Below are 24,955 nucleotides of genomic sequence, written 5' to 3'. Positions count from 1 at the left end.
TTTCCTTAAAATTCTTTTTCGAAGTCCTCATTGTTTTCTTTGCAGGTATCACATAAGTAATACTCACTTTGAAAAGATGCGACTTCACTTTGTATAATTTCATCAAAATCAATGATGTCATTGTTTAGTTCTATGATTAAATCTTCCGATTCTTCATTTTTGTGTACTCTATCGCTTACTAAAAAATCAAACGTTTCATCAAGGTCTAATGTATCAGTTTCGCTACATCTACAACACGCACACTCAATTGTTCCACGCAAGGTGGTTTCAAATTTCGCTAATGTTGATGATATCTTACAGAAAGTACCTTCAAATTTAACTGAAAGCAAAGAAGTTGAGAAATCTTTCTTTACTGTTGGTAACTTTCTAAATTCAATTTTCATAATAATTACTTATTAAGAAAGTTCTCTTGTTGCAAAATAGAAAGCGATTTCATTTTTTGCATTTTCAACAGAATCTGAACCATGAACTGCATTTGCATCAATTGAATCTGCAAAGTCTGCTCTAATTGTACCAGCTTCTGCTTCTTTAGGGTTAGTAGCACCCATTAAGTCTCTATTGATTTGCATAGCGTTTTCACCTTCTAAAACAGTTACAACAACTGGCCCAGAAATCATGAATTTAACTAAATCAGCGAAAAAAGGTCTTTCTGCATGAACTGCATAAAAAGCTTCTGCATCAGCTTGGCTTAATTGTAACTTTTTTGTAGCAACAATTCTTAAGTTTGCAGCTTCAAATCTAGATAGAATTTGACCAACTACATTTTTTGCAACTGCGTCAGGTTTAATGATAGATAATGTTTGTTCCATTTATATTTTCCTATTTTTTGTTTTTAAGTCGCGGATTATACCTAAATAAAATTTAAAAGGCAAGGCTTGATTTCTTATTTAGTAAAAAGAGCTGTATTTACTCTTTTTTGCATAAAATAAAATTTGTTTAAGTGAAATAAAGGTTAAGTTTTACTTAACCTTTATATAAAGAATACTTTTTATTCTTCGACTACTGCTTCATTATGAACAGCACCAGATGTAGTTGGATTATCCCAAACAATACATCCTTCTGTTGGACAGGCTTCTGCACATGCTGGTTCATCATTATCTCCAACACATTCTGTACAGGTTTCTGGGTTTACATAATAAATATCTTCACCAGTTGGGTTATCGTCGTTGTCCACAATTGACTCTGTTGGACATTCATCTAAACATGCATCACATGAGATACATGTATCCGTTATTCTTACTGCCATATCTTTTCCTAATGTATTTATATTTTACTTTATCACAGTAATAATAAATATTTCTTTAATATATACAGTATATTAAGTACTAAAGCAGAGTATTATGTATCAAAAAGAAACATACTATAGACAAGTTTTTTGCTTGTGATTAAAATTTATCTATTTTTATTATTAAAAATGATAGTAGTTCTTACTTTAAAGGATAAAAATTATCCATAAATAAAAATTATCTTAAATTTAAAAATTTATTCCTAAACTGTGTTTAAATTTTAGAATTTTATAATACAATACTGCAAAAGAAAAACAAAACTTTTCTTAAATCAAATTAATTATAAACAAGGAATTAAATATGTTAGTAACAAAAAAAGCTCCAGATTTTACAGCTACAACTGTACTTGCTGATGGTCAAATCGTTGACAATTTTAACTTATATGAAAACTTCGGAGAAAACGGTACTGTTCTATTCTTTTACCCACTAGACTTTACTTTTGTTTGTCCTTCAGAAATCATTGCTTTCTCTAAAAGAGTAGCTGATTTTAAAGAAAGAGGTGTAAATGTTATTGGTGTTTCTGTTGATTCACAATTTTCTCACTTTGCATGGAGAGAAACTGATGTTAAAAATGGTGGAATTGGAAGAGTTAATTTTCCATTAGTTGCTGATATCACTAAATCAATTGCTAGAGATTATGATGTTTTACTTGATGATTCAGTTGCATTAAGAGGATCATTTTTAATTGACAAAGACGGAACTGTTAGACATGCAGTTATTAATGATTTACCATTAGGTAGAAATATTGATGAAATGGTTAGAATGGTTGATACTATGTTATTTACTAATGAGCATGGTGAAGTTTGTCCTGCTGGTTGGACTAAAGGTGACGAAGGTATGACTGCTACAACTGAAGGTGTTGCAAAATACTTAGGTTCTAACGAAGACAAACTATAAGCCTTTTGTAAATAAAATTATTTACATAGCTTGGCAAAAAGCATTAATGCTTTTTGCCACTTCTTTTAACTCTTTTCCCCTTAATTAATATTATTTAATGAATAATTTGACAAAATACTAAATATAGACTACAATAAGGTAATCTAAAGAATCATCAAATTAAACTACCAAAATCTACATACTTAATGTAAAAATAAAAAGGTCATATTTCATATGGAAGAGCCAAAAACTCAAGCAAACCCGAATGCTAAACAAAATATAAAAGCAAAAAATACGAAGAACAGTCCTAGGAAACCTAGAACACATATTCCTGTTGATGGATATAAAATTGAAAAATTAAGACAATTAACATTAGAAGAGCTCTTGGTTATTGCCAATGAAGTTGATGTTGAAAATCCTCAAGAACTCAAACGACAAGAATTGATGTTCGCAATTTTAAAATCTCAAATTGATGCAGGTGGTTTTATACTTTTCACAGGTATTTTAGAGATAAAAGACGGAGGTTTTGGATTTTTAAGAGCAATGGATGGAAATTTCTCTGATACCTCTAATGATTCTTATGTATCTGCTACGCAAATTAGAAAATTTGCTTTAAGGACAGGAGATATTGTAACTGGACAAGTACGACCTCCTAATAAAGAAAGTGAAAAGTATTACGCACTTCTAAAAATAGAAGCTATTAACTACCTACCTATAAAAGAATCAAAAAACAGACCTCTCTTTGACAACTTAACTCCTTTATACCCTACTGAACGTTATACTTTTGAATATGAATCAGAAAGAATGACAGGACGAATGTTAGATTTATTTGCTCCTATGGGTAAGGGACAACGTGGTTTAATTGTTGCTCCTCCAAAAACAGGAAAAACAGAGTTATTAAAAGAACTGGCACATGGAATTTCTAGAAATCATCCCGATGTACATTTAATGGTTTTATTAATTGATGAAAGACCAGAAGAAGTGACTGATATGCAACGTTCAGTTAAAGGAGAAGTGTATTCTTCTACTTTTGATTTACCAGCACATAATCATGTACGAGTGGCTGAAATTGTAATTGAAAAAGCAAAACGTTTAGTTGAAATGAAAAAAGATGTTGTTATTTTATTAGATTCTATTACGAGGTTAGCACGGGCTTATAACTCAGTAACACCTAGTTCTGGAAAAGTACTTTCTGGTGGAGTTGATTCAAATGCTTTACACAAACCAAAACGATTTTTTGGAGCTGCACGTAATATTGAAGAGGGTGGTTCTTTAACAATTATTTCTACTGCATTAATTGAAACAGGTTCTAAAATGGATGAAGTTATTTTTGAAGAATTCAAAGGTACTGGAAACTCAGAAGTTGTATTAGGTAGAAAAGCTGCAAATAGAAGAATTTATCCTGCCTTAGATATTATCAAATCAGGAACAAGAAAAGAAGAATTATTATTAGATCCAGAAATTTTACAAAAAACGTGGATTTTAAGAAATGCAATTGCTTCTATGGATGAAGTAGAAGCACTTAAATTCTTATACAGTAAAATGAAAAAAACAAAAAATAATGACGCCTTTTTTGCAGGTATGAACGAATAATATCTTTTGTGAACTCCAATACTATTTGGAGTTCTTTCTTATATAAAAATCACTTTTAAAACAATAAAAATTTTAATGCAACTATAACAGATGCAAAACGAATAAGTGTTTTAAAAATACTCATATTTATCATTTTCAAGAATTTTACCCCCAAAAAAGCACCTACTACAATAACAGGAACAAAATACATATTAAGCGTAAGTGTTTCAAAAGTAATTAATCCAAGTCCAATTGAAAAAGGTAATTTAAAGAGATTTAAAATTAAAAAATACATGCTTCTTGTACCTACAAAAGTGTTTTTATTTAAACCCAATTGTAAAAAATAAATAGCAAGTAAAGGACCTGCCGCATTTGCTAACATAGTAGCAATTCCTGCACCTAAACCAACTACAATAAGAATAATATTGTTTTGATAGGGTTTAATTGTTTTATTTTCAAGGTAATAACCAATAAATAACATTAATAGAATAACAAAACCCAAGGTTTTCTCAAATACATCTTTATCTAAATTATCCATAATAAAATAACCTAAAATTACACCCATAGCGGTTGTTGGAAATATCTTTTTTAACAGAGTATAATCGCAGTCTTTTCTATAATAAAAAACAGCAAAAGCATCGGCAACAATTAACATTGGCAATAAAATGCCAACAGATGTTTTTGCATCAAAAGCCAAAGCCATTAATAAAACAACAATGATGCCAAGACCACCTACAGAAGTTTTAGAAAAACCAGCCAAAAAAGCAGATAAAAAAAGATAAAAAAGTACTAAATAAGATAATTCCATATAATCCTGCTTATTTTATTGTCTAATTATTTAAAAGGTTTATAATATTAGCGTAAGCACAATATAAAAAACAAATGAAAATGAGTGTTTAAAAGAAGGAGATTATTATAGTATAGGTGAAAATATTATATGTTTGAGAACTGTCATCTAATAAAATTAAAATTAATTATAAAATTATATTTAAGTTGTATAATACTAAGAGATTAATTATAAAAAAAGGATTAATATGGAAAGTATAACAATGGCAGTTTTACCTATAGCATTGATAATAATTGCAATTATTATCATAATACAGGGTTTAAAGATTGTACCTCAGTCTGATATGTATGTAGTAGAAAGACTAGGTAAGTACAATAAGGTACTTTTAGGTGGTTTAAATTTCATTATACCTTTTGTTGATACTGTTAGAACAAAATTAACAACAAGAGAACAAATGGTAGATATTCCTAAACAAGCCGTAATTACGAAAGATAATGTAAATATATCTATTGATGGCATTGTATTTTGTAAAGTTGATGATGCTAAAGAAGCTACTTATAATATTATTGATTTTAAAAAGGCTATCTCTAACCTTGCAATGACTACATTAAGAAGTGAAATTGGTTCAATGGAACTGGACAGCACGCTTTCAAACAGAGAATCGTTAAACTCTAAACTTCAAGAATCACTGGGAGCTGCAACTCAAAACTGGGGTGTTACTATTACAAGAGTAGAAATTAGTGATATATCCGTTCCTATTGAAATTGAAAAAGCAATGAATATGCAAATGGAAGCTGAGCGAGCTAAAAGAGCTACTTTAACCAAAGCAGAAGCAGATAAAGAAGCAACGATTAGAAATGCAGAAGCTTTTAAACAATCAGAAGTACTAAAAGCTGAAGCAATCGAAAGAATGGCCGATGCTTTAAAATATGAGAAAGAGAAGATTGCTGAAGGTGAAAAAAGTGCAATGGAAAGTATAAATCAAGCAATGAAAGAAAACAAAGATGCTTCTACATTCTTATTAGCAAAAGACAGTATTGCAGCATTTAAAGCACTTGCCCAAAGTTCATCTGTTGATAAAATGATTCTTCCTTATGAAGTAGCTAACAGTATAGGTGCCGTTAGTTTGATGGGGGATGCATTTTTTAAAGGAGTCAGTAATGGAAAGCCTAATTCTTAATCCTCTCGATCCTTTTCTTTTAATTGGTTTAGGGTTTTTATTAATAGCAAGCGAGATGCTTGTTACTGCATTTGTTATGCTTTGGTTTGGTCTTGGTATCATCATTGTAGGTATAATTAGTTATTTCTATTCATATACTGATGGTATCTGGCAATTAGCCAGTGCTTCAATTATTGCACTCTTGTTGTTAATAGTTTTACGAAATAAGTTTGTTCGTAAGTTTTTAAGTCCTGTAGATAAATTACCTGAAGAGAATTTCTTAAACGAAGAAGGGCAAGGAGTTATAAAAGATGGAAAGGTTTATTATAAATCTATTTTTTGGACTCCTTCTGATCTTGCGAATATTAATGATTTCGAAGAAGGTGAGGTTGTTGATGTCCTTGAGGCTTTAAAAGGCAAGGCAAAAATTAGAAAAATAATAAAAAAGTAGCCTAAGCGTGATGCAGTGATTTAACAAAATACTTAGAATTAAATTCCAGTCTTTATGTTACAATCTTGGCTTCAAAGGAATATAAATGGATTCATCTTTTTCAATTATCTCTACAGCAATATTATTGTTTTTTATTTTAGACCCTTTTGGTAATGTACCTTTATTATTAAGTATTTTAAAGAATATTGACAAAGAGAAACATCATTTCATTATTATTAGAGAGACTTTTATTGGACTTATAATCTTATTAGTATTTTTGTTTTTTGGGGAAGAGTTTTTAAGTATTTTTCATCTAGAAACTCATTCTATTACCATAGCAGGTGCTATTATATTTTTTATTATTTCTTTAAAAATGATTTTTCCTGATGCTAATTCTGAATTGTTTTCTTCTAAAAAAGGAGAAGATCCTTTGGTTGTTCCTATTGCAATGCCAATGATATCTGGGCCTGCTGCTATTGCTACTTTATTGGTATTGTCTAAAACCAACCCCAATGAAACAAGTAATTTATTTTTGTCTTTACTGCTTGCATGGTTTTTATCTTCTTTGGTTTTATTTTTTTCTCCCTTATTGTATAAAGTACTTAAAACAAAAGGACTTAATGCTTTGGAGAGGTTAATGGGAATGTTACTTCTTATTATGTCTGTACAAATGTTTGTAGATGGTATAAGAACACTCTTACCAACACTTTCGTAAACATTGAAATAAGATACTACGTTTTAAAACTTTTTTATATTGTTCAACTGTAAAATAATAAGAAGATAGTTTTCATATGTGCAAGAGATATATATGAAATTTATTTAGTATATTAATAAGACTAATTTCTTCGTAATATATAATTAATATACACTATATAATTTTCTTAAGGAATTAAGTGATTTTTGGTTACCATTCTTTCTAATATAATTATTTTTTTACTTATTTTATTCTTTTTCCCACAAATATTTGTATAGATAAATTATTTAATTAGTTATTAAGTTTTTTATTATACTATTAGATATTAATTAATTGAGGTGTAAAATGTTTAATAATATAAAATTAACAACAAAAGTCATACTTGCTGTTTTTGCAGGTGTTTTAGGCATGCTTATTATTGCCGGAAGTTCTTACAGTGGAATCTCAAAATTGGGTGTTAAAATTGAAGAAATTGCTGAATATCAAATTCCATTAAACCGTCTTATTACAGAATTAGAAAAAGATATTCTTAAAGAAGAGATTCTAACCTATGAACTAATTGTAGAGAGTAAAGATATTAATAGTACTTCTTTTAAGGAGATTAAAAAAAGAATCCTACATTTAGAAGAAGAAACGGATAAAACCTTAAGTGAAACCAAAAAAATGGTTAGCCTTGCTATCAATCATGCACAGCTTGGAAAAATTAAAGATATTTATAAACTCTTTGCTAAAGAATTACAGGTATTAGAAAAAGAGCAAGATGTATTCAAGAAAGACTTGAGTATTTTTGAAAATAATTTAAAAAATGGAAGTAAGGAAGATTTACAAAAAATGAAAGATCTCTTACATACTGAATTAGATGAAATGGATGGAAATATACAGGAATTAGTATCTCAAATGCAAGATTTATTAGACTATTCTACGAGTGAGGCAGAAGATGAAGAAAAAAATCTTTTACTTATTATTGAAGTTATTTCAATTTCAATGTTAATTTTTGTATTGATATTCTCACTTTTACTTATACGAAATATTAAAAAACTAATGGTAAATTTTAATTCAGGTTTACTAGAATTTTTTAAATATTTGAATAAAGAAAGCAATGTAATTGTTCGCTTAGATGATCGATATAGTGATGAGTTTGGATTAATGTCAAAAGCAGTAAATGAAAATATTGATTATGCAAAAAGAAATCTTGATGAAAGCCAAGCATTAATTGATGAATCAATTAATGTTTTAGGTAAGTTTGGGAAAGGTGAATTATCACAAAGAATTAATATTGATATAAAAGATGAAACACTGAATAATTTAAAAATAGTTCTAAATGAAATGGGAGCGAATACGGAAAAAAATATTGATGCAGTATTAAGTATACTTAATGAGTATTGCAAATACAATTATTTAAAACAAATTGATACACTTGGTTTAGAAGGTCATATTTTAAAACTAGCAAAAGGTATTAATTCTTTAGGCGATGCAACGACACATTTATTATGTGAGAATAAATCCAATGGTTTAAGTTTGCAAAACAGTTCAGAAGTTTTATTATCTGATGTAAGTGCATTAAACCAATCTTCAAATAAAGCAGCAGCTTCTCTAGAAGAAACATCTGCTGCATTAGAAGAAATTACGGCTAATGTAAGAGCAAACAATCAAACCATAGTAAATATGACAAGTTTTGCAAATGAGTTAAATAATTCTGCTGAAAAAGGGGAAGACTTAGCAAGCAAAACAACACAGAGTATGGATGAAATTGATACACAAGTTACAGCTATTAATGACGCCATTACTGTAATTGATCAAATATCTTTTCAAACGAATATTCTCTCTCTTAATGCAGCTGTTGAAGCTGCAACAGCAGGGGAAGCTGGGAAAGGTTTTGCAGTCGTAGCTCAAGAAGTAAGAAATCTTGCAAATAGATCAGCAGAAGCTGCAAAAGAAATTAAAGGTTTAGTTGAAAATGCAAGTGCAAAAGCAAATGAAGGAAAAAATATTTCACTTGAAATGATTAAAGGTTATAAAAACTTAAATGAGAACGTAAAAAATACAATTGAGTTAATATCCAATATAGAAACTTCGTCGAAAGAACAATTATTGGGAATTGAACAAATTAATGATACGCTTAATGCACTTGATCAACAAACCCAAAAAAATGCAGCTGTTGCTAGTAATACAGAACTTGTCGCGCAAGAAACACAAAGTATAGCAAGACTGGTTGTTTCAAATGCGGATGAAAAAGAATTTAAAGGAAAAGATTCTGTACAAGCAAAATCTTTTTCAAAAAAAATAAATCAAAATAATACAAGTACGGATGAAATAAATACTGGCATTGAAGCAAGAAGTGTAGCCCAAGCTTCACCTCTTTCTAAAAATACTGGAAGAATAAAAGACAATTCAAATTCAAAAGACGAATGGGAAAGTTTTTAAGCCATAAATACTTTTTGATATTGCTCAACTCTAAAATCAAAAGTACTGTAGTTTTTATTGTTTCTTTTGTTTTCTTTATAAATTTTGGTGCTTCCAATAAATCTGTTGGCAGCATTGGAAGGCGAGGTTAAAGAAATACTTTGAATTACCCGGTTATCATAATTAAATGAGTGTACTTTTGGTATTTCTTTATTCATAGAAATAAATTTTATGTTTTCTTCTTTGAGTATTTTCCTAAAAAAATATTCTGGGCCATTTTTTGAGTTTCCACCTGTAAATATAATCGTATCTATATTTTTGTATTCTTTTAAGTAGGACAAGATATCTCTTAATACTACATTTTGCATACCTAAATCACTGGCATCAATTTTTTCCCTACTGCAAGACTCTACAATATCACAAATGGAAATATTATGTTTATATAAAAAATCTTTCCTTTGTGTGATGGCTTTATTTGTATTTTCATATACTAAGTTTAAGGTAAAAATTCTGTCCAAACTAGGCCACAATAAACCATCACATGAACCATAAGAGAAATTGACATCTTTTACTTTTAAATCTTTTGTACAAAACCTAGGTGGGGGAAGTGTTCCTACTATCATTTTTTTTGCACTTTTAAACAAAAAAGGCTTGTGTGGGTGAAAATGCTTAAACATGTTTTTCCTCAATATTACTAAGAAATATTTTAGCTTTATTTTAACACAGTAGTTATAACTTTTTTGTTATAATAATCAAAATGTAAAATACTTAGACAAAAAGCATAAGCAGATAAAAGGCAAAATTTGAATGTTGGCATATTTGATTCAGGACTTGGAGGATTAAGCGTAGTACGTGAGATTTCTCAACGTTTTAAAGGCTTAGAAATATTTTATTTAGCGGATACTGCTTATGCTCCTTATGGAGATAAAAGCAAAGAAAAAATCTTAGCGCGTTGTATTGAAATAACATATTCTTTAATAAAAAAGCATAAGATTGATGCTTTAGTACTTGCTTGTAATACAGCAACCTCTGTTGCTATTAAAGAGCTGCGTATATTATTTCCTTCGATGATTGTTATTGGTTGTGAGCCAGGACTTAAACCAGCCACTGCATTAAGCAAAAGTTCGAAAATAGGTGTTCTTGCTACGTCTTTGACACTAAAAGGTCAAAAATACCAAGATTTAGAAAAACAATTGTCTCTAAATAAAAACGTAAGTTTTTTTGAGCAAGCTTGTCCTGGTTTAGTAGAAAAAATTGAAGAAGGAAATATAAGTAAAACAAAGGACATGTTAAGAAAGTGGCTTTTGCCAATGAAAGATAAAAATGTAGATACAATTGTTCTTGGATGTACACATTATTCATTAGTAAGTGAGATTATTAAACAAATAATGCAATATAAAATTACTCTTATAGAAACAAGCAAAGCTTTGGCTAATAGATTAATGGAATTAAGCCTTGAAAGAGGTCACTTAAATGAAGGTTTATTAACAATTAAAATCTTTTATACAGGAAAAATTAATATAAATATGGTAAATATGATATTTGAAAAACAAGAAAAAATGATACTAGGAAAATATAAAATATGAGTAATGTAGCAAATAATACGAAGGTTTTAGCCTTAAAGTACAGACCAAAACGATTTGAAGATTTAGTAGGTCAAAGTACTATTTCTCAAACATTAAGTTTAGCCCTTGATACAGATAGGTTATCTCATGCTTATTTGTTTTCTGGTTTACGAGGTAGTGGAAAAACATCAACTGCACGAATAATGGCAAAAGCTTTATTATGTGAAACAGGACCAACATCAAAACCTTGTGAAACATGTGAACATTGTAAAAGCGCTAATAGTAACAGGCATTTAGATATTATTGAGATGGATGCTGCATCCAATAGAGGTATTGATGATATTAAAGACTTGATTGAGCATACAAAATATAAACCTTCTTCTGCTAGATTCAAAGTATTTATTATTGATGAAGTACATATGTTAACTACTCAAGCTTTTAATGCTTTATTAAAAACTCTGGAAGAACCTCCTGGTTTTGTAAAATTCATTTTAGCAACAACAGATGCTTTAAAATTGCCAGCAACAATTCTTTCACGAACACAACACTTTAGATTTAAAAAAATATCTAATAAAGATGTTATTCATCATCTTTCTCATATTTTAAATGAAGAAAATGTTGATTTTGAAAGTGAGTGTTTAGACATAATTGCAAGATCTGGGCAAGGAAGTTTACGTGATACCTTAACGCTCTTAGATCAAGCTATTATCTTTTCAAAAGGAAAAATAACAACAACGAGTGTTGTTGATATGTTGGGTCTTATTGATCCAGCTTTTATGGATGAGATATTTGATATTGTATTAAATAAAAAAGACATTAATGATATTATTTTCAAACTAGAAGAATATGAAGCTAGTTCCGTATGTGATGAAATGTCAATTTATTTAAAAGACAAAATGCTTTCAAGAGATCCTCATTTTGATATTTTATTATTTGATCGATTTTTTAGAATTTTAGCAGATGCAAAACATCTTTTGGGTTTAAATTCGGATGCTTCTTTTGTAATGTTATTGTCTTTATTAAAAATGCAAGAAGCTACAAATATTAGATCAATTGACGATTTGATTAACAAAGTACAAAATGTTGAAATAATCCATCCTATTAAAGATGCAATCAATACAAATATTGTAAGTTCTCATGCAAAAACAGATGAGAAACATGTTTATGAAAACCTTAAGACTGAAGATACTCCTATTATAAAAAGTGAAAGTCAAAATCAAACAATAGAAACAAGTGAAGAAGTGAAAAAAGAAGCAACACCTACTCAAACTCCTAACAAAGAAGAAGATACAAACAACACACTTGTTTCTTTAAAAACAGAAAAAATAGAAGTGATAAATTTAACGCAAAACTCAAAAGAAGCTATTATTGAAGATATTGTTTCACATAATGCAGCCGTAAATTATGCAAATCCTTTTGATTCTCCTTCTCTTGTAATAAGTGAAAAAGTAATTATCCAAGAAGAACTTTCTTTAAATACAAATGAAAATATTACAAGTACAAATAATAATATTATTGAACAAACAAAATCCCTAGAAGATTTTTTAAGTAAAAATGATCTTGAAGCAGTAAATACTTTAAAAGAAAAAACAGTAGAAGAAACAAGTAGTTTAGAAAACGACTTAACAAAAAATTTAGAAAACAAAACAGAAGAAAAAGCGGAAGAAAAAACAGAAGAAAATATTGAAGAAAAAGTTCATGATGAATTTAAAGATAAGTTTGAACTGGTAATTAATAAAGTGTATGACAGAGATATTCAATTGGGTGAGGTTTTTGAAGAAAACTTTATTTACAAAAAGTTTGAAGAAAGTATTTTATACATCTCTTCTTTTGCACAAGGAGAAGAACGGAAATTATTATTTAAACATTTTGCACTTTTAAAATCGTTTATGTACGATGTTTATGGAAATACTATTGAAATAGAATTTGTAAAAGAAGAAATAGAAGAGCAAAAAAAAAAGCCCAGTGAGCTAAATAATGAAGTAAGTATAGATGCTAATATAGCTTCTATGGTAGAAGACGTAGTAATGGATCAAAATCCAGATAACTACGGTTCTGGATGTGTTGCTGATATGCACAAGACATCTACTCAAAGCCCTGCACAACAAGAATTACAAATAAAAGATATTTTAGAATCTCCTATGCTTAATAAAGCAAAAGAACTCTTTGATGTAAGAAAAATAACCGTTAAAACTAAAACATAAGGTAAAGAATTGAAAAAATTAGTAATTGCAACAAGAAGAAGTAAATTGGCTTTATGGCAAAGTGAATACATAAAAGCTGAGTTGTTAAAACATTATCCAGATATGGAAATTACTTTACAAGAGTTTGTAACCAAAGGCGATAAAATTCTTGATGTTCCCCTGGCTAAAATTGGTGGAAAAGGTTTGTTTACTAAAGAACTTGAAGTTGCAATGTTAGAAGGAAATGCCGACTTAGCCGTGCATTCTTTAAAAGATGTTCCTACTCAATTTGAAGAAGGTTTGACTTTGGCTGCTGTTTCTAAAAGATATGATCCAAGAGATGCATTATTAAGTAATAAATACAAAAATATTGAAGATTTACCTAAAGGTGCTGTAATTGGAACTACCTCTTTGCGAAGAAGAATGGCTCTTAAATTATTACGTCCAGATATTGAACTAAAAGATTTACGTGGAAATATAAATACACGAATTAAGAAGTTAAATAATGGCGAATACGATGCTATTATTTTAGCAGCAACAGGTGTTCAAAAACTAGGTATCCAAGATGAAGTGAAATATTTTACACCTATTGATACAAGCCTAATGATTCCTTCAATGGGACAAGCAACGCTGGCTATAGAAACGCTTGATGAACCAGAAATCATAAAATTGGTTTCTGTTTTAAATGATAAAAATGCACATATTGAATCGTTTATTGAAAGAAGTTTTGTTCATACACTAGAAGGTGGCTGTCAAGTTCCAATTGGTGTTAAAGCTACTCTTATAAAAGATGAAAAGATTCATGTAGAAGCAATAGTTGGTTTGCCTGATGGAAGTGAATATATAAAAGAAGAAATGATAGCTTCTATTGATGATTATAGTACAGTTGGCGAAGAATTTGCCCAGCTTTTTATAAAACAAGGTGCTAAAGAGTTATTGGCAAGAGCAGAGAAATTAGCGTTTAAATAGTTTAATACATTTTAAGGAGTAGATATGAGAATTAATATAGATGAGTGTTTGTTTTGTTTGGTTGATGTTCAAGAAAAATTATTCCCTTTGGTAAGCAATCATGAAGCTGTTGAGAATAACTTACTTATTTTAATAAAAGGTTTACAAGCATTAAAAGTTCCTTTTATTATAAATGAACAGTACAAAAAAGGTTTAGGAGATACTATTGCTTCTATTAAAGAGCTTGTAAAAGATGAACCTCATTTTGAAAAAGTAAGTTTTTCAATTTGTAAAAATGAAGCTATATTAGCTGCTCTTAAAAAATCAAATAAAAAAGTAGTGATAGTTGCTGGTATTGAAACACATGTTTGTATTTTACAAACGTGTTTAGATTTATTAGAAGAAGGGTTTCAGCCTGTTTTAGTTACAGATTGTATTTCTTCAAGAAGTGATTTTAATAATATTATGGCAATTGAACGTCTCGTTCAAGCAGGTGTTATTCCTACAAGTTATGAATCAATATTATTTGAATTAACTGTTCACTCAAAACACGAAGCTTTTAAAACTATTTCTTCTTTAGTAAAATAAACAAGCTTATTTACTTTTATACAAAGTGCATCTTTTTTTGTATAAAAGTAAAGCATTTAACATCTTTACCTATTTTTATTTATAAGTGTCCGCAGGTACATGCACAAAACCGTCCATAATGATTCTTGCACTTCTACTCATAGAAGCTTTTTCTACTATTAATTTATTGTTTTTTTTACTAATAATGGCTCCTACTTTCATAGCACCAGAAGGGTGACCAAAAGTCACTGTATCTTTTTCTCCGCCACCTGCTGCAATATTAACAAGCGTTCCTTGAATACAAGCAGCAACACCAATGGCAACACTCGCTGTTCCCATCATTGCATGATGTAATTGTTGCATAGATAAAGCACGTACTTGTAAATCCATTTCAGAAGCTTTTACTTCTTTTCCACTTGATGTTATAAAATCTTTTGCTGGAGAAACAAAAGCAATTTTTGGAGTATGTTGTTTTGTTTGGGCTTCTTTTGCATCTTTTATAAGACCCATTTTAAGAGCGCCTGCAATTCTGATTTTTTCGAATCTTTCTAGGGCTTTTTTATCAGAGTTGATATCCCCTTGAAGTTCAGTTCCTTTGTATCCAATTTCATGTGCATTTACAAAAATAGTAGGAATTCCAGCTGTTATCATAGTAGCTTTAAATGTTCCTACTCCTTCAACTTCTAAATCATCAACTACGTTTCCTGTAGGAAACAGGTTTTCGTCTGGATCAACAGGTTCCACAAATTCAAGTTTTATTTCTTCTGCTGCAAAAGCTACTCCATCAATAAAATAATCGCCCATTTCTTTTACCATGCCATTTTCCATTGTTACATAACAAAGAATAGTTTTTTTGATATTGGCTTGCCAAATTTTTACACAACAAACACCATCTTTGGGAACATTAGGCACTAAACCTTCATGTATTGCAAAAGGACCAACGGCTGAGCTTAAGTTTCCGCAGTTTCCGCTCATATCCACAAAATCTTTATCTATTGCTACTTGACAAAAATAATAATCTACATCATGACCTTCTACTTCAGATTTTCCAACTAAAATAGCTTTAGAAGTACTAGAACTTGCACCTCCCATGCCATCCATTTGTTTTTTGTATACATCAGGACTTCCTACAATTCTTTGAAGAAGTTTATCTCTTTTTTTTGTATCTTTTTGTACTTCTTTGGGAAGATTTTTGATATTAAAGAAAGTACCTTTTGAAGTACCACCTCTCATAAAGGTAGCTTTTACTTTAAATTGTGGTGTATATGCCATTTGAATATCCTTAGAAAATATCCCCTTTTTAAAGGGAATTATTGTTTTAGTTTTGTAAAAGTATTTAGAAAAAATTTTATAATTTCTTCTAAATACTTTTAGGGCCTTACCCTAAAAGATTTGTATTAGTTTTATTTACTTGCTACGAAATCAACAGCAAATTTTTGCAGTATCCCACCAGCATTATATACTTCAACTTCAGCAGATGTATCAAGTCTACATATAACAGGAATATTTATAACTTCGCCGTTCTTTCTTGTCATAATAACAGTAAGACTTCCTCTTGCTTCAATATCCCCTTTTACTTCATAGGATTCACTTCCCACAATACTGTAAGTATGTCTGGTATCTCCATCTTTAAATTGTAATGGAAGTACTCCCATTCCTACAAGATTTGTTCTGTGAATTCTCTCAATTGATTCAGCAATTAAAACTTCAACACCCGCTAATCTAACGCCTTTTGCAGCCCAATCTCTTGAGCTCCCTTGACCATAGTTAGTACCAGCTATTATAATTAAAGGCTGTTTTCTCTCCATATACGTCTCAATAGCTTCCCACATTCTTGACTCTTTACCTTCTGGCATTATAGTTGTAAGAGAGCCTTGTTTTGTTTGCCCCTTTTCATCTTTAACCATTTCATTAAAGAGTTTTGGATTAGCTAAGGTTGCTCTTTGAGCAGTATAATGATCCCCTCTATGTGTTGCATAAGAGTTTAAATCATTTATAGGTAAACCCATTTTTAAACAATACTCTCCTGCAGCACTTTCAGGTAAGATTGCATTTGAAGGAGATAAATGATCTGTTGTTATATTATCAGGAAATACACCAAGCGCTAACATGTTTTTCAAGGCTGGTTTTCCCATAAATTCATCGTCCCAATATGGGGGTTTATTTATATAAGTACTTTTTCTGTTCCACTTATAAAAAGGTGAAATCTCAATATCTCCTAAAATTCTTTTGGCAAACATTGGATCATAGATTTCATCAAACATTTCTGGACGAACAGATTCTTTTACTACTGCATCTATTTCTTCATCACTTGGCCATAAGTCATTTAATGTAATAGGATTTCCATCTTTATCCTTACCTAAAATACCATTTTCAATATCAAACCTAATTGTACCAGCTAAAGCATAGGCTACAACAAGAGGTGGCGAAGCTAAAAATGCATCTTTTACATAGGGATGAATTCTTCCATCAAAGTTTCTATTTCCTGATAATACGGCTGTTGTATAAATATCATTATCAACGGCTTCTTTTTGAATTAATGGATCAAGAGCGCCGCTCATTCCATTACAGGTAGTACAGGCAAAACCAACAATTCCAAAACCTAAACTTTCTAATTCTTTAAGTAAATTGGCATCTTTTAAATAGGTTTCAACTACTTTAGAACCAGGTGCAAGTGATGTTTTCACCCATGATTTTCTTTTTAATCCCAAGGCATTTGCTTTTTTTGCTAAAAGTCCCGCTGCAACTACATTTCTTGGATTTGAAGTATTGGTACAAGAAGTAATTGCTGCGATTAAAATAGCACCGTCGGGCATTTTATTTCCATCAATTGTAAAGTCTTTTATAATTCCTTCTTTTTTTAAAGTGTTAGTAGGAACTAACTTATGTGGTTTTGAAGGTCCTGCTAAGGATCTGCTTACTTGTGATAAATCAAAAATTAATTCTCTTGCATATGTAGCATCTTTTAAACTACTTGCCCACAAACCATTGGCTTTTGCATATGCTTCAACCAGTTTGACTTGTGAAGATTCTCTTCCCGTTAATTTTAAATAATCTAAGGTTTGTTCATCAATCGCAAACATAGCGGCACTGGCTCCGTATTCAGGAGTCATATTCGAAATAGTCGCACGATCGCCTAAGTTTAAATATTCTAATCCTTCTCCGTAAAATTCTAAATAAGAAGAGATAACATTATTTTGTCTTAGAAAGGAAGTTAAATTAAGAGCTATATCTGTAGCAGTAATTCCAGGGGCTCGAACTCCTACAATATTTACTCCTACAAACTCAGGAACTCTCATATAAGAAGGATTTCCAAGCATTACATTCTCGGCCTCTAATCCTCCCACTCCAAGAGCAAAAACTCCAAGTGCATCAACATGAGGTGTATGAGAATCTGTTCCTACTAATGTGTCAGGTGAGGCAATGCCATCAATATTATGAATTACTGGTGACATTTTTTCTAAATTGATTTGATGCATAATTCCATTACCAGGAGGTATTACATCTACATTATCAAAAGCTTCTTTCGTCCAGTTAATAAAATGAAATCGGTCCGCATTTCTTCTGTCTTCAATATCTCTGTTTTGTTGGAATGCATCTTCAATAAAACCACCGCACTCAACAGCTAAAGAGTGATCCACAATTAACTGTGTTGGAACAACAGGATTAACTTTCTTAGGATCTCCACCTTTATCTGCTATTGCTTCTCTTAAACCAGCTAAATCAACCAAAGCAGTAAGACCTAAAATATCATGAGTAACCACACGGCTTGGATACCAAGGGAAATCTTTGTCTGTTCTTTTTTCGATTAATTGAATTAGAGAATCTTCTAAATCAACACTTGGACATTTTCGTAAAAGGTTTTCTGCTAATACTCTGGATGTATAATTAAGTTTTGAAAAACTTCCAGGAGTAATATCCTCAACAGCCGCTTTTACATCATAATATTTTGTATTAAAACCTTCTAATTCTTTAAGATATTTTTCACTTGTCATATTTATATCCATTTACTTTAAATTAAAAAGGATGAGCATAACTCATCCTTATTTGATTGCCTATAGGGCACTTTGGTATTAAAATTGTTTATTCTTATCGCTCTTCAATAGGAACAAATTTTAAACCTTCTGGTCCTGTATAAGTAGCTGAGGGTCTAATGATTTTTCCATCTTCTCTTTGCTCAATTACATGAGCTCCCCAACCTGTTACTCGTGCAATTATAAAAAGAGGAGTAAACATATCAGTTGGAATTCCCATTTGATTATAAGAAACTGCTGAGAACCAGTCAAGATTTGGGAACATTTTCTTTTGTTCCCACATAATTGTTTCAATTCGCTCAGCAACATCATACATGTCCATATCATCATTTTCTTGCGATAAATCATGAGCAACTTTTTTAATAACTACGTTTCTTGGATCGCTTGTAGTATAAACAGGATGTCCAAAGCCAATAATGATTTCTTTTTTCGCCATTCTTTTTTTGATATCTTCTTCTGCTTGATCTGCTGAGGTGTATCTTTGTTGAATTCTAAATGCAACTTCATTCGCCCCACCATGTTTTGGACCTCGTAAAGCTCCAATAGAACCAGTAATACATGAAAACATATCAGAATTAGTACCAGCAATTACACGCCCTGTAAATGTTGAAGCATTAAACTCATGTTCAGCATATAAAATTAACGATACATGCATAGCTTTTACCCATGATTCTTTTGGTTTCTTTCCATGTAATAAATGTAAGAAGTGACCACCAACGGTATCATCATTTGTAACTACATTAATTCTTTTACCATTATATGCGAAGTGGTACCAATATAATAAAATAGATGAAAATGATCCCATTAATCTGTTAATAATATCTTGAGCTTCACTTTTATCATGTGCTTCATTTTCTTGATCAAGAGCCCCAAGAACAGAACAACCTGTTCTCATAACATCCATTGGATGACAATCTTTTGGTAATTGCTCTAAAGCAACTTTTACACCCTTTGGAATATCTCTAAAAGCTCTAAGTTTTTTTTTGTAGGCATCTAACTCTGCTTGATTTGGCAATTTTTCATGAACAATTAAATAGGCAATTTCTTCAAATTCTGCTTTGTCAGCAAATTCTAAAATATCATATCCTCTGTAATGTAAGTCATTTCCCGTTTTACCAACGGAACAAAGTGCTGTATTTCCAGCTGATATTCCAGAAAGTGCAACTGATTTTTTTGGTTTAAATCCTGTAGCTGTAGTGCTCATAATTCTTCCTTAGTATTATTTTTGTATTGTTAAATTATTTAGCTTTACCAGCAGTAAATAATGAATCCATTTTTTCTTCGTATTCATGGTAACCTAACATATCGTAAAGCTCCATTCTTGTTTGCATAATTTCCAGAGTACCTTGTTGTGTACCTTTTTCTCTTAAGTCTTGGTATACGTTTAAAGCAGCTTTGTTCATTGCACGAAATGCTGATAAAGGATATAAAACCATAGAAATACCGACACTTCCTAATTCTTCTGTTGTGAACATAGGAGTAGAACCAAATTCAGTAATATTTGCAAGAACTGGAACTTTAATTACATCTGTAAATTGTTTATACTCTTTAAGTGTATGAATAGCTTCTGCAAAAATCATATCTGCACCTGCTTCAACATAAGCCAAAGCTCGCTCAATTGCTGCTTGTTGACCTTCGCTCGCATGTGCATCTGTTCTTGCCATGATTACAAAATCAGGATCTGTTTTACCAGATACCGCAGCTCTAATACGATCACACATTTCTTCTGTACTTACAAGTTCTTTATTGGGTCTGTGACCACATCTTTTAGCAGCAACTTGATCTTCAATATGAATACCAGCAGCACCTGCTTTTGTCATTTCTTGTACGGTTCTTACTATATTAAAAGCATGTCCCCAACCCGTATCTGCATCAACTAATAAAGGTAAATCTGTAATAGAAGTAATTCTTCTAATATCAATACAAACATCTTCTAACATAGTCATACCTAAATCAGGTAAACCATACGATGAGTTTGCAACACCTGCTCCTGAAAGATATAAAGCTTTGTATCCAACTTTTGTAGCTTGTAATGCAGAGTATGCATTAACTGCTCCTACAATTTGTAAGGGACTTTCTTCTTCTAAGGCTTTTCTAAATTTTTTTCCTGCGCTCATGTGATTCCTTTTTATTCTTGTATTAAAGTATACAGGATATTGTTTGTCAGATATGTATATTTATTGAGGGAGCATTCACAATTTATTTACATAATTTGAATTTATGTACAATATTTGTTTTTATGTAAAAAAATAGTACACTGTTGAATAATTTTTGTAAGGAAGCCCATGTCATTAAAATCAGGAATAGAAAAAATCATAGAAATTTATAAACGATCTAATTTGAGTATATCAAAGTTTTCTTCACTTATAAAGAAAGACAGACGAACAGTAACGTCTTGGATTGATGGGGTAACCAGTATAGAACCCTCAGAAGAAATTAAAAAAAGTATATGTTCTATTTTTAGATATCCTGATTATATTTGGGAAGAGGGTTGTAATGATGACGAGTTTGTACGCAGCATCACTCAAATTCCACAAAAAGAAGTGCGTATTATTGATGAAGACTATTATGGTCGATTAAATTATATTATGGAAATAGAACAAAACAGACGTTTTGTAATACAGGCACAATTTCCAGGACCTATGTACAGAGATACTGCTGTGCAAAAAGTTTATAGAACAAAAAACTCAAAAGATATTGAAGACTTAAAACAAAAAAGAATCAAACAAATGCTGAGGTACGATTATGATACAACAGAGTGGTATTCTATTAAATCTATTTTAGGTTTTTGTTTTGCAAGTATTGGAAATTTCTACAAAAAAGAAGAAAAAGTTAAAATTTTAGACTTAATATATGAACTATTTCATAACAACTATAATAAAAAACTCTTTCTTTTTGATTCTTTTTCAAGAAAAATATATGGCATGGAGACTACTTATATATCTATTAATGTTAAACAAAAAATACTCTTTTTCAAATCTCCCATTGAGTCTGTTTTTATAGAAATAAGAAATAAAAACTTAGTTGAGCGTATGCATAAATATTACAGCTCCCCTATAGAAGCTCCTTCACATGTGAATTTTTTAGAATCTATTAAAATTATCAAAATCTTACAAGATGCGCTAAGATATAATAATACTTTGGTTCAAGCCTATGAAACAATTAATAGAACAACAGATTATGGGGAATTGTTTTTCAATAATTTATCTTATGATTTGCAAAAAGAAGTTACACCTCCCAAAGAGGGTCAAAAAAGACATTAAGGATAAGCATGAACAGCAAAGAAAAACTTCTTAGTATTGCTTTTGAGGAAATTTATTTAAATGGTTACCATGCCACTTCTGTTGACAAAATACTAAAAAAAGCAAATATGAACAAGGGTTCTATGTACCATTTTTTTAAATCAAAAAAAGAATTGGTATTAGCAAGTATAAACATAAATTTAGCTAATAATATGAAAAAATATGAGACTTTATTAGAACTTGAAGATAATATTATTGAGGGACTTCTTTTTATTTTTAAAAACAGAAAAGAGTTTGATGTAGCCCATGGATGCAAATTAAATAACTTAGTACAAGAACTGTCTTGCAAAGATGCAGATTTTAAAACAGCCCTAGAAAAAGTATATTTAAGATTTGAAGAAGTTATAGAAGAAGTATTGAAAAATGCCATAAAAAATAAAGAAATACAACATAAAAACAGTAAATCACTTGCTCTTTTTGTAGTAGCTTCTTTTGAAGGTTGTTTAGGAACAGGTAAAAAATCTCAAAGCTTAGCTGTATTTTCTAGCTGTATTTGTGAACTAGAGGCGTATTTAAATTCTCTTAGAGTATAAACTTGACTGCATAGTTTAATCGTGCTATAATTTCTTGACTAAACAGTCAAGGAGTTGAAATGAATATGAAATACCTAAGTTTGAGTATGCCTTTTGTTTTTATTGTTTTATATGGAAGTGGTTTTGTTTTTACTAAAATGGGTTTAGCATTTGCAAGTCCTATGGCATTTTTAATTCTTCGTTTCTTTATTGCTTTTTTAATTTTATTTATTCTTTCTTTGTTATTAAAAAGTTCTTGGCCAAAAACACAAAAAGAATTTTTGCATATAGCATTTGCTGGTACGTTAACTGTAGGAACCTTTTCTATTGGTGTATATTTGGCTTTATCTTATGGTTTATCCGTTTCTTTATGCGCTTTAATTATTTCACTACAACCTTTATTAGTAACATTAATAGCACAAAAATATTTAAATGAACGTATTAATAAATATATTTGGAGAGGTTTATTTATTGCTTTTTTTGGTGTGTTTTGTATTGTTTTATTTAAATTAAATACGCAGAATTTGAATATTCTTTCACTTTTTTGTGCTTTTGTAGCACTTATTGGATTATCCTTTGGAAATATTTATCAAAAAAAATATTGTTCTAATATGAATTTATTTACAGGGGGAGCTATTGGAACATTAAGTTCTTCGCTCTTAGTAATACCTTTTTTATTTTTAGAAGAAAGTTATATTATATATAACAAAGATTTTTTTATTGCTTTGTTTTATATGTCAATAGGTGTTAGTATTGGGGCTTTATCTCTGTTGTATTTAATGATAAAAAAGAATAATATTTCTAAAGTGGCTTCTTTATTTTATTTAGTACCTGTAAGTGCTGTTGTAATTTCATATTTTTTATTAGATGAGAGTATAGATTTATTGGTGCTATTTGGCATTGGAATGGTTCTTTTAGGTCTTAGAGAAATTCACAAAAAACAGCAAAAAACAGAAGAAATAAAAACAGTAAATGCAAAGATATAAGAAAGCAGATGACTATTATTTTATGTTACACTGCTTAGAATAAAAAGGATAAACATGTTTGAATATACTATGTACTTAAATGAATTTTTAATTTTTGCTTTTGCATTACTTTTAGCGCTTCTTTCCCCTGGCCCTGATTTTGCAATGATTTTAAAACAAAGTATTACTTATGGAAAACGCTCTTCAGTAATTGCTAGCTTTGGTGTTGGTTTAGGAATTTCTGTTCATATTATTTATACATTATTGGGAATTGGTTTTATTATCTCTCAATCGATTTTATTGTTTTCTATTGTTAAATATTTAGGTGCTGCATATTTAATATATATTGGTTACCAAAGTTTAAAATCAGCTGGTTTAAAATTAAAAAAACAGCAAGTACAAAACTACAGTGATATTTCAGATAAAAAGTCTTTTGTACTTGGTTTTTTGTGCAATGCCCTGAATCCAAAAGCTACCTTATTTTTCATCTCTATGTTTACAGTAGTAATTAGTCCAAGTACACCAATGAGTGTACAAATATTTTATGGAATTTTTGCAATGTTGGCAACAACATTATGGTTTGTATGTTTAAGTTTAATTCTTTCAAAAAACAAAGTAAGAAAGTTTTTTAATTCTTTTGGAAAAATGTTTGATAGAACAGTAGGTGCGGTACTTATTTCTATGGGTATTTCAGTGGCTTTAAGTAAATAAAAAATTAGGAAAAAATATGAAGATAATAATGTTAGATCGTGCAACCCTAGGTTTTGATGCAAAGGTAGATGTTTTTAAGGATTTAGGAGAGTTTATCTCTTATGATGTTACTTTAGAGAAAGACGTGCAAGAACGTATTAAAGATGCAGATATTGTAATTACGAATAAAGTAATTATAACTAAAGATCATATGGATAAAAGTTCTTTAAAGCTAATTTGTATAAGTGCTACGGGTATGAATAATGTGGATTTAGAACATGCAAAAAAATCCAATATTGAAGTTAAAAATGTAGCAGGTTATTCTACGTCATCAGTAGTACAACTCTCTTTTGCAATGATGTTTCATTTTATACAAAAACTTTCGTATTATAAAAAATATGTAGATGATGGTAAATGGGAAAAGTCTGATATTTTTACCCATATAGATGAACCTTTTTATGATTTAGATAAAAAAAGACTGGGAATCATTGGTTTGGGAAATATCGGAGAAAACCTTGCTAAAAAAGCCCAAGCTTTTGATTGTGAAGTCGTATATTATTCTACATCTGGAGCTAATAATAACAGTAAATACAAACAAGTAAGTTTAGAAGAACTTCTTAGAAGCTCAGATATTATCTCAATTCACTGCCCTTTAAATGATAAAACTCAAGATTTATTAAATTATGAGAATATGAAGAGCATTAAAAAAGGGGCTATTTTATTAAATCTTGGTCGTGGTGGAATTATTAATGAGAAAGACTTAGCAAAAATTATTGATGAACAAGAGATATATTGTGGAATAGATGTGGTTTCAAAAGAACCAATATTAAGCACAAACCCACTCTTAAAAGTAAAAAACAAGGAACAATTACTTCTTACTCCACATATTGGCTGGGCAAGTATAGAAGCTAGGACTAGGCTTATTAAAGCAGTGGCTAAAAATATAGAAACATTTAAGGCTAAATAATAAATTCTTTTTTTC

At 30.1% G+C, this 24,955-nt stretch carries 24 protein-coding genes; 15 read left to right on the top strand and 9 right to left on the bottom strand.

Features of this window, described 5'->3' with window-relative positions; genetic code table 11:
* Positions 1-5: 5 nt before the first annotated feature.
* The 3 genes from HRT41_08040 to HRT41_08030 form a co-directional block, all read right to left on the bottom strand.
* On the bottom strand, positions 6-383 hold the full coding sequence (locus tag HRT41_08040; GenBank protein ID NQY23972.1) for a hypothetical protein: 378 nt from the start codon (positions 381-383) through the stop codon (positions 6-8).
* Positions 384-395: 12 nt separating this feature from the next.
* A complete protein-coding gene (ndk, locus tag HRT41_08035) occupies positions 396-809 on the bottom strand; it encodes a nucleoside-diphosphate kinase (protein NQY23971.1) in 414 nt (137 codons plus the stop codon).
* 179 nt (positions 810-988) lie between these two features.
* A complete protein-coding gene (locus HRT41_08030; protein NQY23970.1) occupies positions 989-1,246 on the bottom strand; it encodes a 4Fe-4S dicluster domain-containing protein in 258 nt (85 codons plus the stop codon).
* A gap of 340 nt (positions 1,247-1,586) precedes the next feature.
* On the opposite strand from HRT41_08030, the gene HRT41_08025 reads away from it, so the two are divergent.
* Complete coding sequence (locus HRT41_08025; protein ID NQY23969.1) at positions 1,587-2,183, top strand: peroxiredoxin; 597 nt, start codon at positions 1,587-1,589, stop codon at positions 2,181-2,183.
* 213 nt (positions 2,184-2,396) lie between these two features.
* The gene (rho, locus tag HRT41_08020) at positions 2,397-3,755 is read left to right on the top strand and encodes a transcription termination factor Rho (protein ID NQY23968.1); all 1,359 of its coding nucleotides are present in this window, start codon (positions 2,397-2,399) and stop codon (positions 3,753-3,755) included.
* Between the two features lie 55 nt (positions 3,756-3,810).
* Here rho and HRT41_08015 read toward each other — a convergent pair whose 3' ends face one another.
* On the bottom strand, positions 3,811-4,542 hold the full coding sequence (locus tag HRT41_08015) for a sulfite exporter TauE/SafE family protein (GenBank protein ID NQY23967.1): 732 nt from the start codon (positions 4,540-4,542) through the stop codon (positions 3,811-3,813).
* A gap of 226 nt (positions 4,543-4,768) precedes the next feature.
* Here HRT41_08015 and HRT41_08010 point away from each other — a divergent pair, with 226 nt between their 5' ends.
* The 4 genes from HRT41_08010 (at position 4,769) to HRT41_07995 (ending at position 9,228) form a co-directional block, all read left to right on the top strand.
* Entirely contained in the window at positions 4,769-5,701 is a 933-nt protein-coding gene (locus HRT41_08010) for an SPFH/Band 7/PHB domain protein (protein ID NQY23966.1), read from the top strand.
* Positions 5,682-6,131, top strand: coding sequence for a nodulation efficiency protein D (locus HRT41_08005; GenBank protein NQY23965.1), 450 nt, complete (start codon positions 5,682-5,684; stop codon positions 6,129-6,131). Before HRT41_08010 ends, HRT41_08005 begins: the two co-directional genes overlap by 20 nt.
* 85 nt (positions 6,132-6,216) lie before the next feature.
* Positions 6,217-6,825, top strand: a complete 609-nt coding sequence (locus HRT41_08000) for an NAAT family transporter (GenBank protein NQY23964.1) — start codon at positions 6,217-6,219, stop codon at positions 6,823-6,825.
* A gap of 642 nt (positions 6,826-7,467) precedes the next feature.
* Positions 7,468-9,228 carry a chemotaxis protein gene (locus HRT41_07995; protein NQY23963.1) on the top strand — a complete coding sequence of 587 codons (1,761 nt, stop codon included), beginning with the start codon at positions 7,468-7,470 and terminating at the stop codon, positions 9,226-9,228.
* Here HRT41_07995 and HRT41_07990 read toward each other — a convergent pair.
* Entirely contained in the window at positions 9,225-9,884 is a 660-nt protein-coding gene (locus HRT41_07990) for a uracil-DNA glycosylase family protein (GenBank protein ID NQY23962.1), read from the bottom strand. The two genes, HRT41_07995 and HRT41_07990, sit on opposite strands and share 4 nt — an antisense overlap.
* A 126-nt stretch (positions 9,885-10,010) precedes the next feature.
* On the opposite strand from HRT41_07990, the gene murI reads away from it, so the two are divergent.
* From murI to HRT41_07970, 4 genes are read left to right on the top strand one after another with little or no spacing between them, the layout of a single operon-like run.
* A complete protein-coding gene (gene murI / locus HRT41_07985) occupies positions 10,011-10,793 on the top strand; it encodes a glutamate racemase (GenBank protein NQY23961.1) in 783 nt (260 codons plus the stop codon).
* Positions 10,790-12,976, top strand: a complete 2,187-nt coding sequence (locus HRT41_07980; GenBank protein NQY23960.1) for a DNA polymerase III subunit gamma/tau — start codon at positions 10,790-10,792, stop codon at positions 12,974-12,976. The genes murI and HRT41_07980 overlap by 4 nt, the downstream gene beginning before the upstream one ends.
* A gap of 9 nt (positions 12,977-12,985) precedes the next feature.
* Positions 12,986-13,924, top strand: coding sequence for a hydroxymethylbilane synthase (hemC, locus tag HRT41_07975; GenBank protein NQY23959.1), 939 nt, complete (start codon positions 12,986-12,988; stop codon positions 13,922-13,924).
* A 24-nt stretch (positions 13,925-13,948) separates the two neighbouring features.
* Positions 13,949-14,491: a hydrolase gene (locus HRT41_07970; GenBank protein ID NQY23958.1), complete on the top strand. Its 543-nt coding sequence runs from the start codon at positions 13,949-13,951 to the stop codon at positions 14,489-14,491.
* Between the two features lie 75 nt (positions 14,492-14,566).
* Here HRT41_07970 and prpF read toward each other — a convergent pair whose 3' ends face one another.
* The 4 genes from prpF to prpB form a co-directional block, all read right to left on the bottom strand.
* Positions 14,567-15,742 (bottom strand): 2-methylaconitate cis-trans isomerase PrpF, encoded by a 1,176-nt coding sequence (gene prpF / locus HRT41_07965; GenBank protein NQY23957.1) that lies wholly within the window; start codon positions 15,740-15,742, stop codon positions 14,567-14,569.
* 131 nt (positions 15,743-15,873) lie between these two features.
* A complete protein-coding gene (gene acnD, locus HRT41_07960) occupies positions 15,874-18,465 on the bottom strand; it encodes a Fe/S-dependent 2-methylisocitrate dehydratase AcnD (GenBank protein NQY23956.1) in 2,592 nt (863 codons plus the stop codon).
* A gap of 94 nt (positions 18,466-18,559) precedes the next feature.
* Complete coding sequence (gene prpC, locus HRT41_07955; protein NQY23955.1) at positions 18,560-19,708, bottom strand: 2-methylcitrate synthase; 1,149 nt, start codon at positions 19,706-19,708, stop codon at positions 18,560-18,562.
* A gap of 34 nt (positions 19,709-19,742) precedes the next feature.
* Complete coding sequence (prpB, locus tag HRT41_07950) at positions 19,743-20,621, bottom strand: methylisocitrate lyase (GenBank protein NQY23954.1); 879 nt, start codon at positions 20,619-20,621, stop codon at positions 19,743-19,745.
* 168 nt (positions 20,622-20,789) lie between these two features.
* Here prpB and HRT41_07945 point away from each other — a divergent pair, with 168 nt between their 5' ends.
* The 5 genes from HRT41_07945 to HRT41_07925 all read left to right on the top strand — a co-directional run bounded on the left by HRT41_07945 (position 20,790) and on the right by HRT41_07925 (position 24,940).
* Positions 20,790-21,767, top strand: a complete 978-nt coding sequence (locus HRT41_07945; GenBank protein ID NQY23953.1) for a hypothetical protein — start codon at positions 20,790-20,792, stop codon at positions 21,765-21,767.
* An 8-nt stretch (positions 21,768-21,775) separates the two neighbouring features.
* Complete coding sequence (locus tag HRT41_07940; protein ID NQY23952.1) at positions 21,776-22,339, top strand: TetR/AcrR family transcriptional regulator; 564 nt, start codon at positions 21,776-21,778, stop codon at positions 22,337-22,339.
* Between the two features lie 59 nt (positions 22,340-22,398).
* Positions 22,399-23,304 carry a DMT family transporter gene (locus HRT41_07935; protein ID NQY23951.1) on the top strand — a complete coding sequence of 302 codons (906 nt, stop codon included), beginning with the start codon at positions 22,399-22,401 and terminating at the stop codon, positions 23,302-23,304.
* A gap of 69 nt (positions 23,305-23,373) precedes the next feature.
* Complete coding sequence (locus HRT41_07930; protein ID NQY23950.1) at positions 23,374-23,994, top strand: LysE family transporter; 621 nt, start codon at positions 23,374-23,376, stop codon at positions 23,992-23,994.
* Between the two features lie 16 nt (positions 23,995-24,010).
* A complete protein-coding gene (locus HRT41_07925; protein ID NQY23949.1) occupies positions 24,011-24,940 on the top strand; it encodes a D-2-hydroxyacid dehydrogenase in 930 nt (309 codons plus the stop codon).
* Positions 24,941-24,955: the final 15 nt, after the last annotated feature.

It is taken from the genome of Campylobacteraceae bacterium (assembly GCA_013215945.1).
Taxonomy (GTDB): Bacteria; Campylobacterota; Campylobacteria; order Campylobacterales; family Arcobacteraceae; genus NORP36.
The sequence above is the reverse complement of the archived record's forward strand: the minus strand, read 5'-3'. Positions and strand labels throughout refer to the sequence as shown.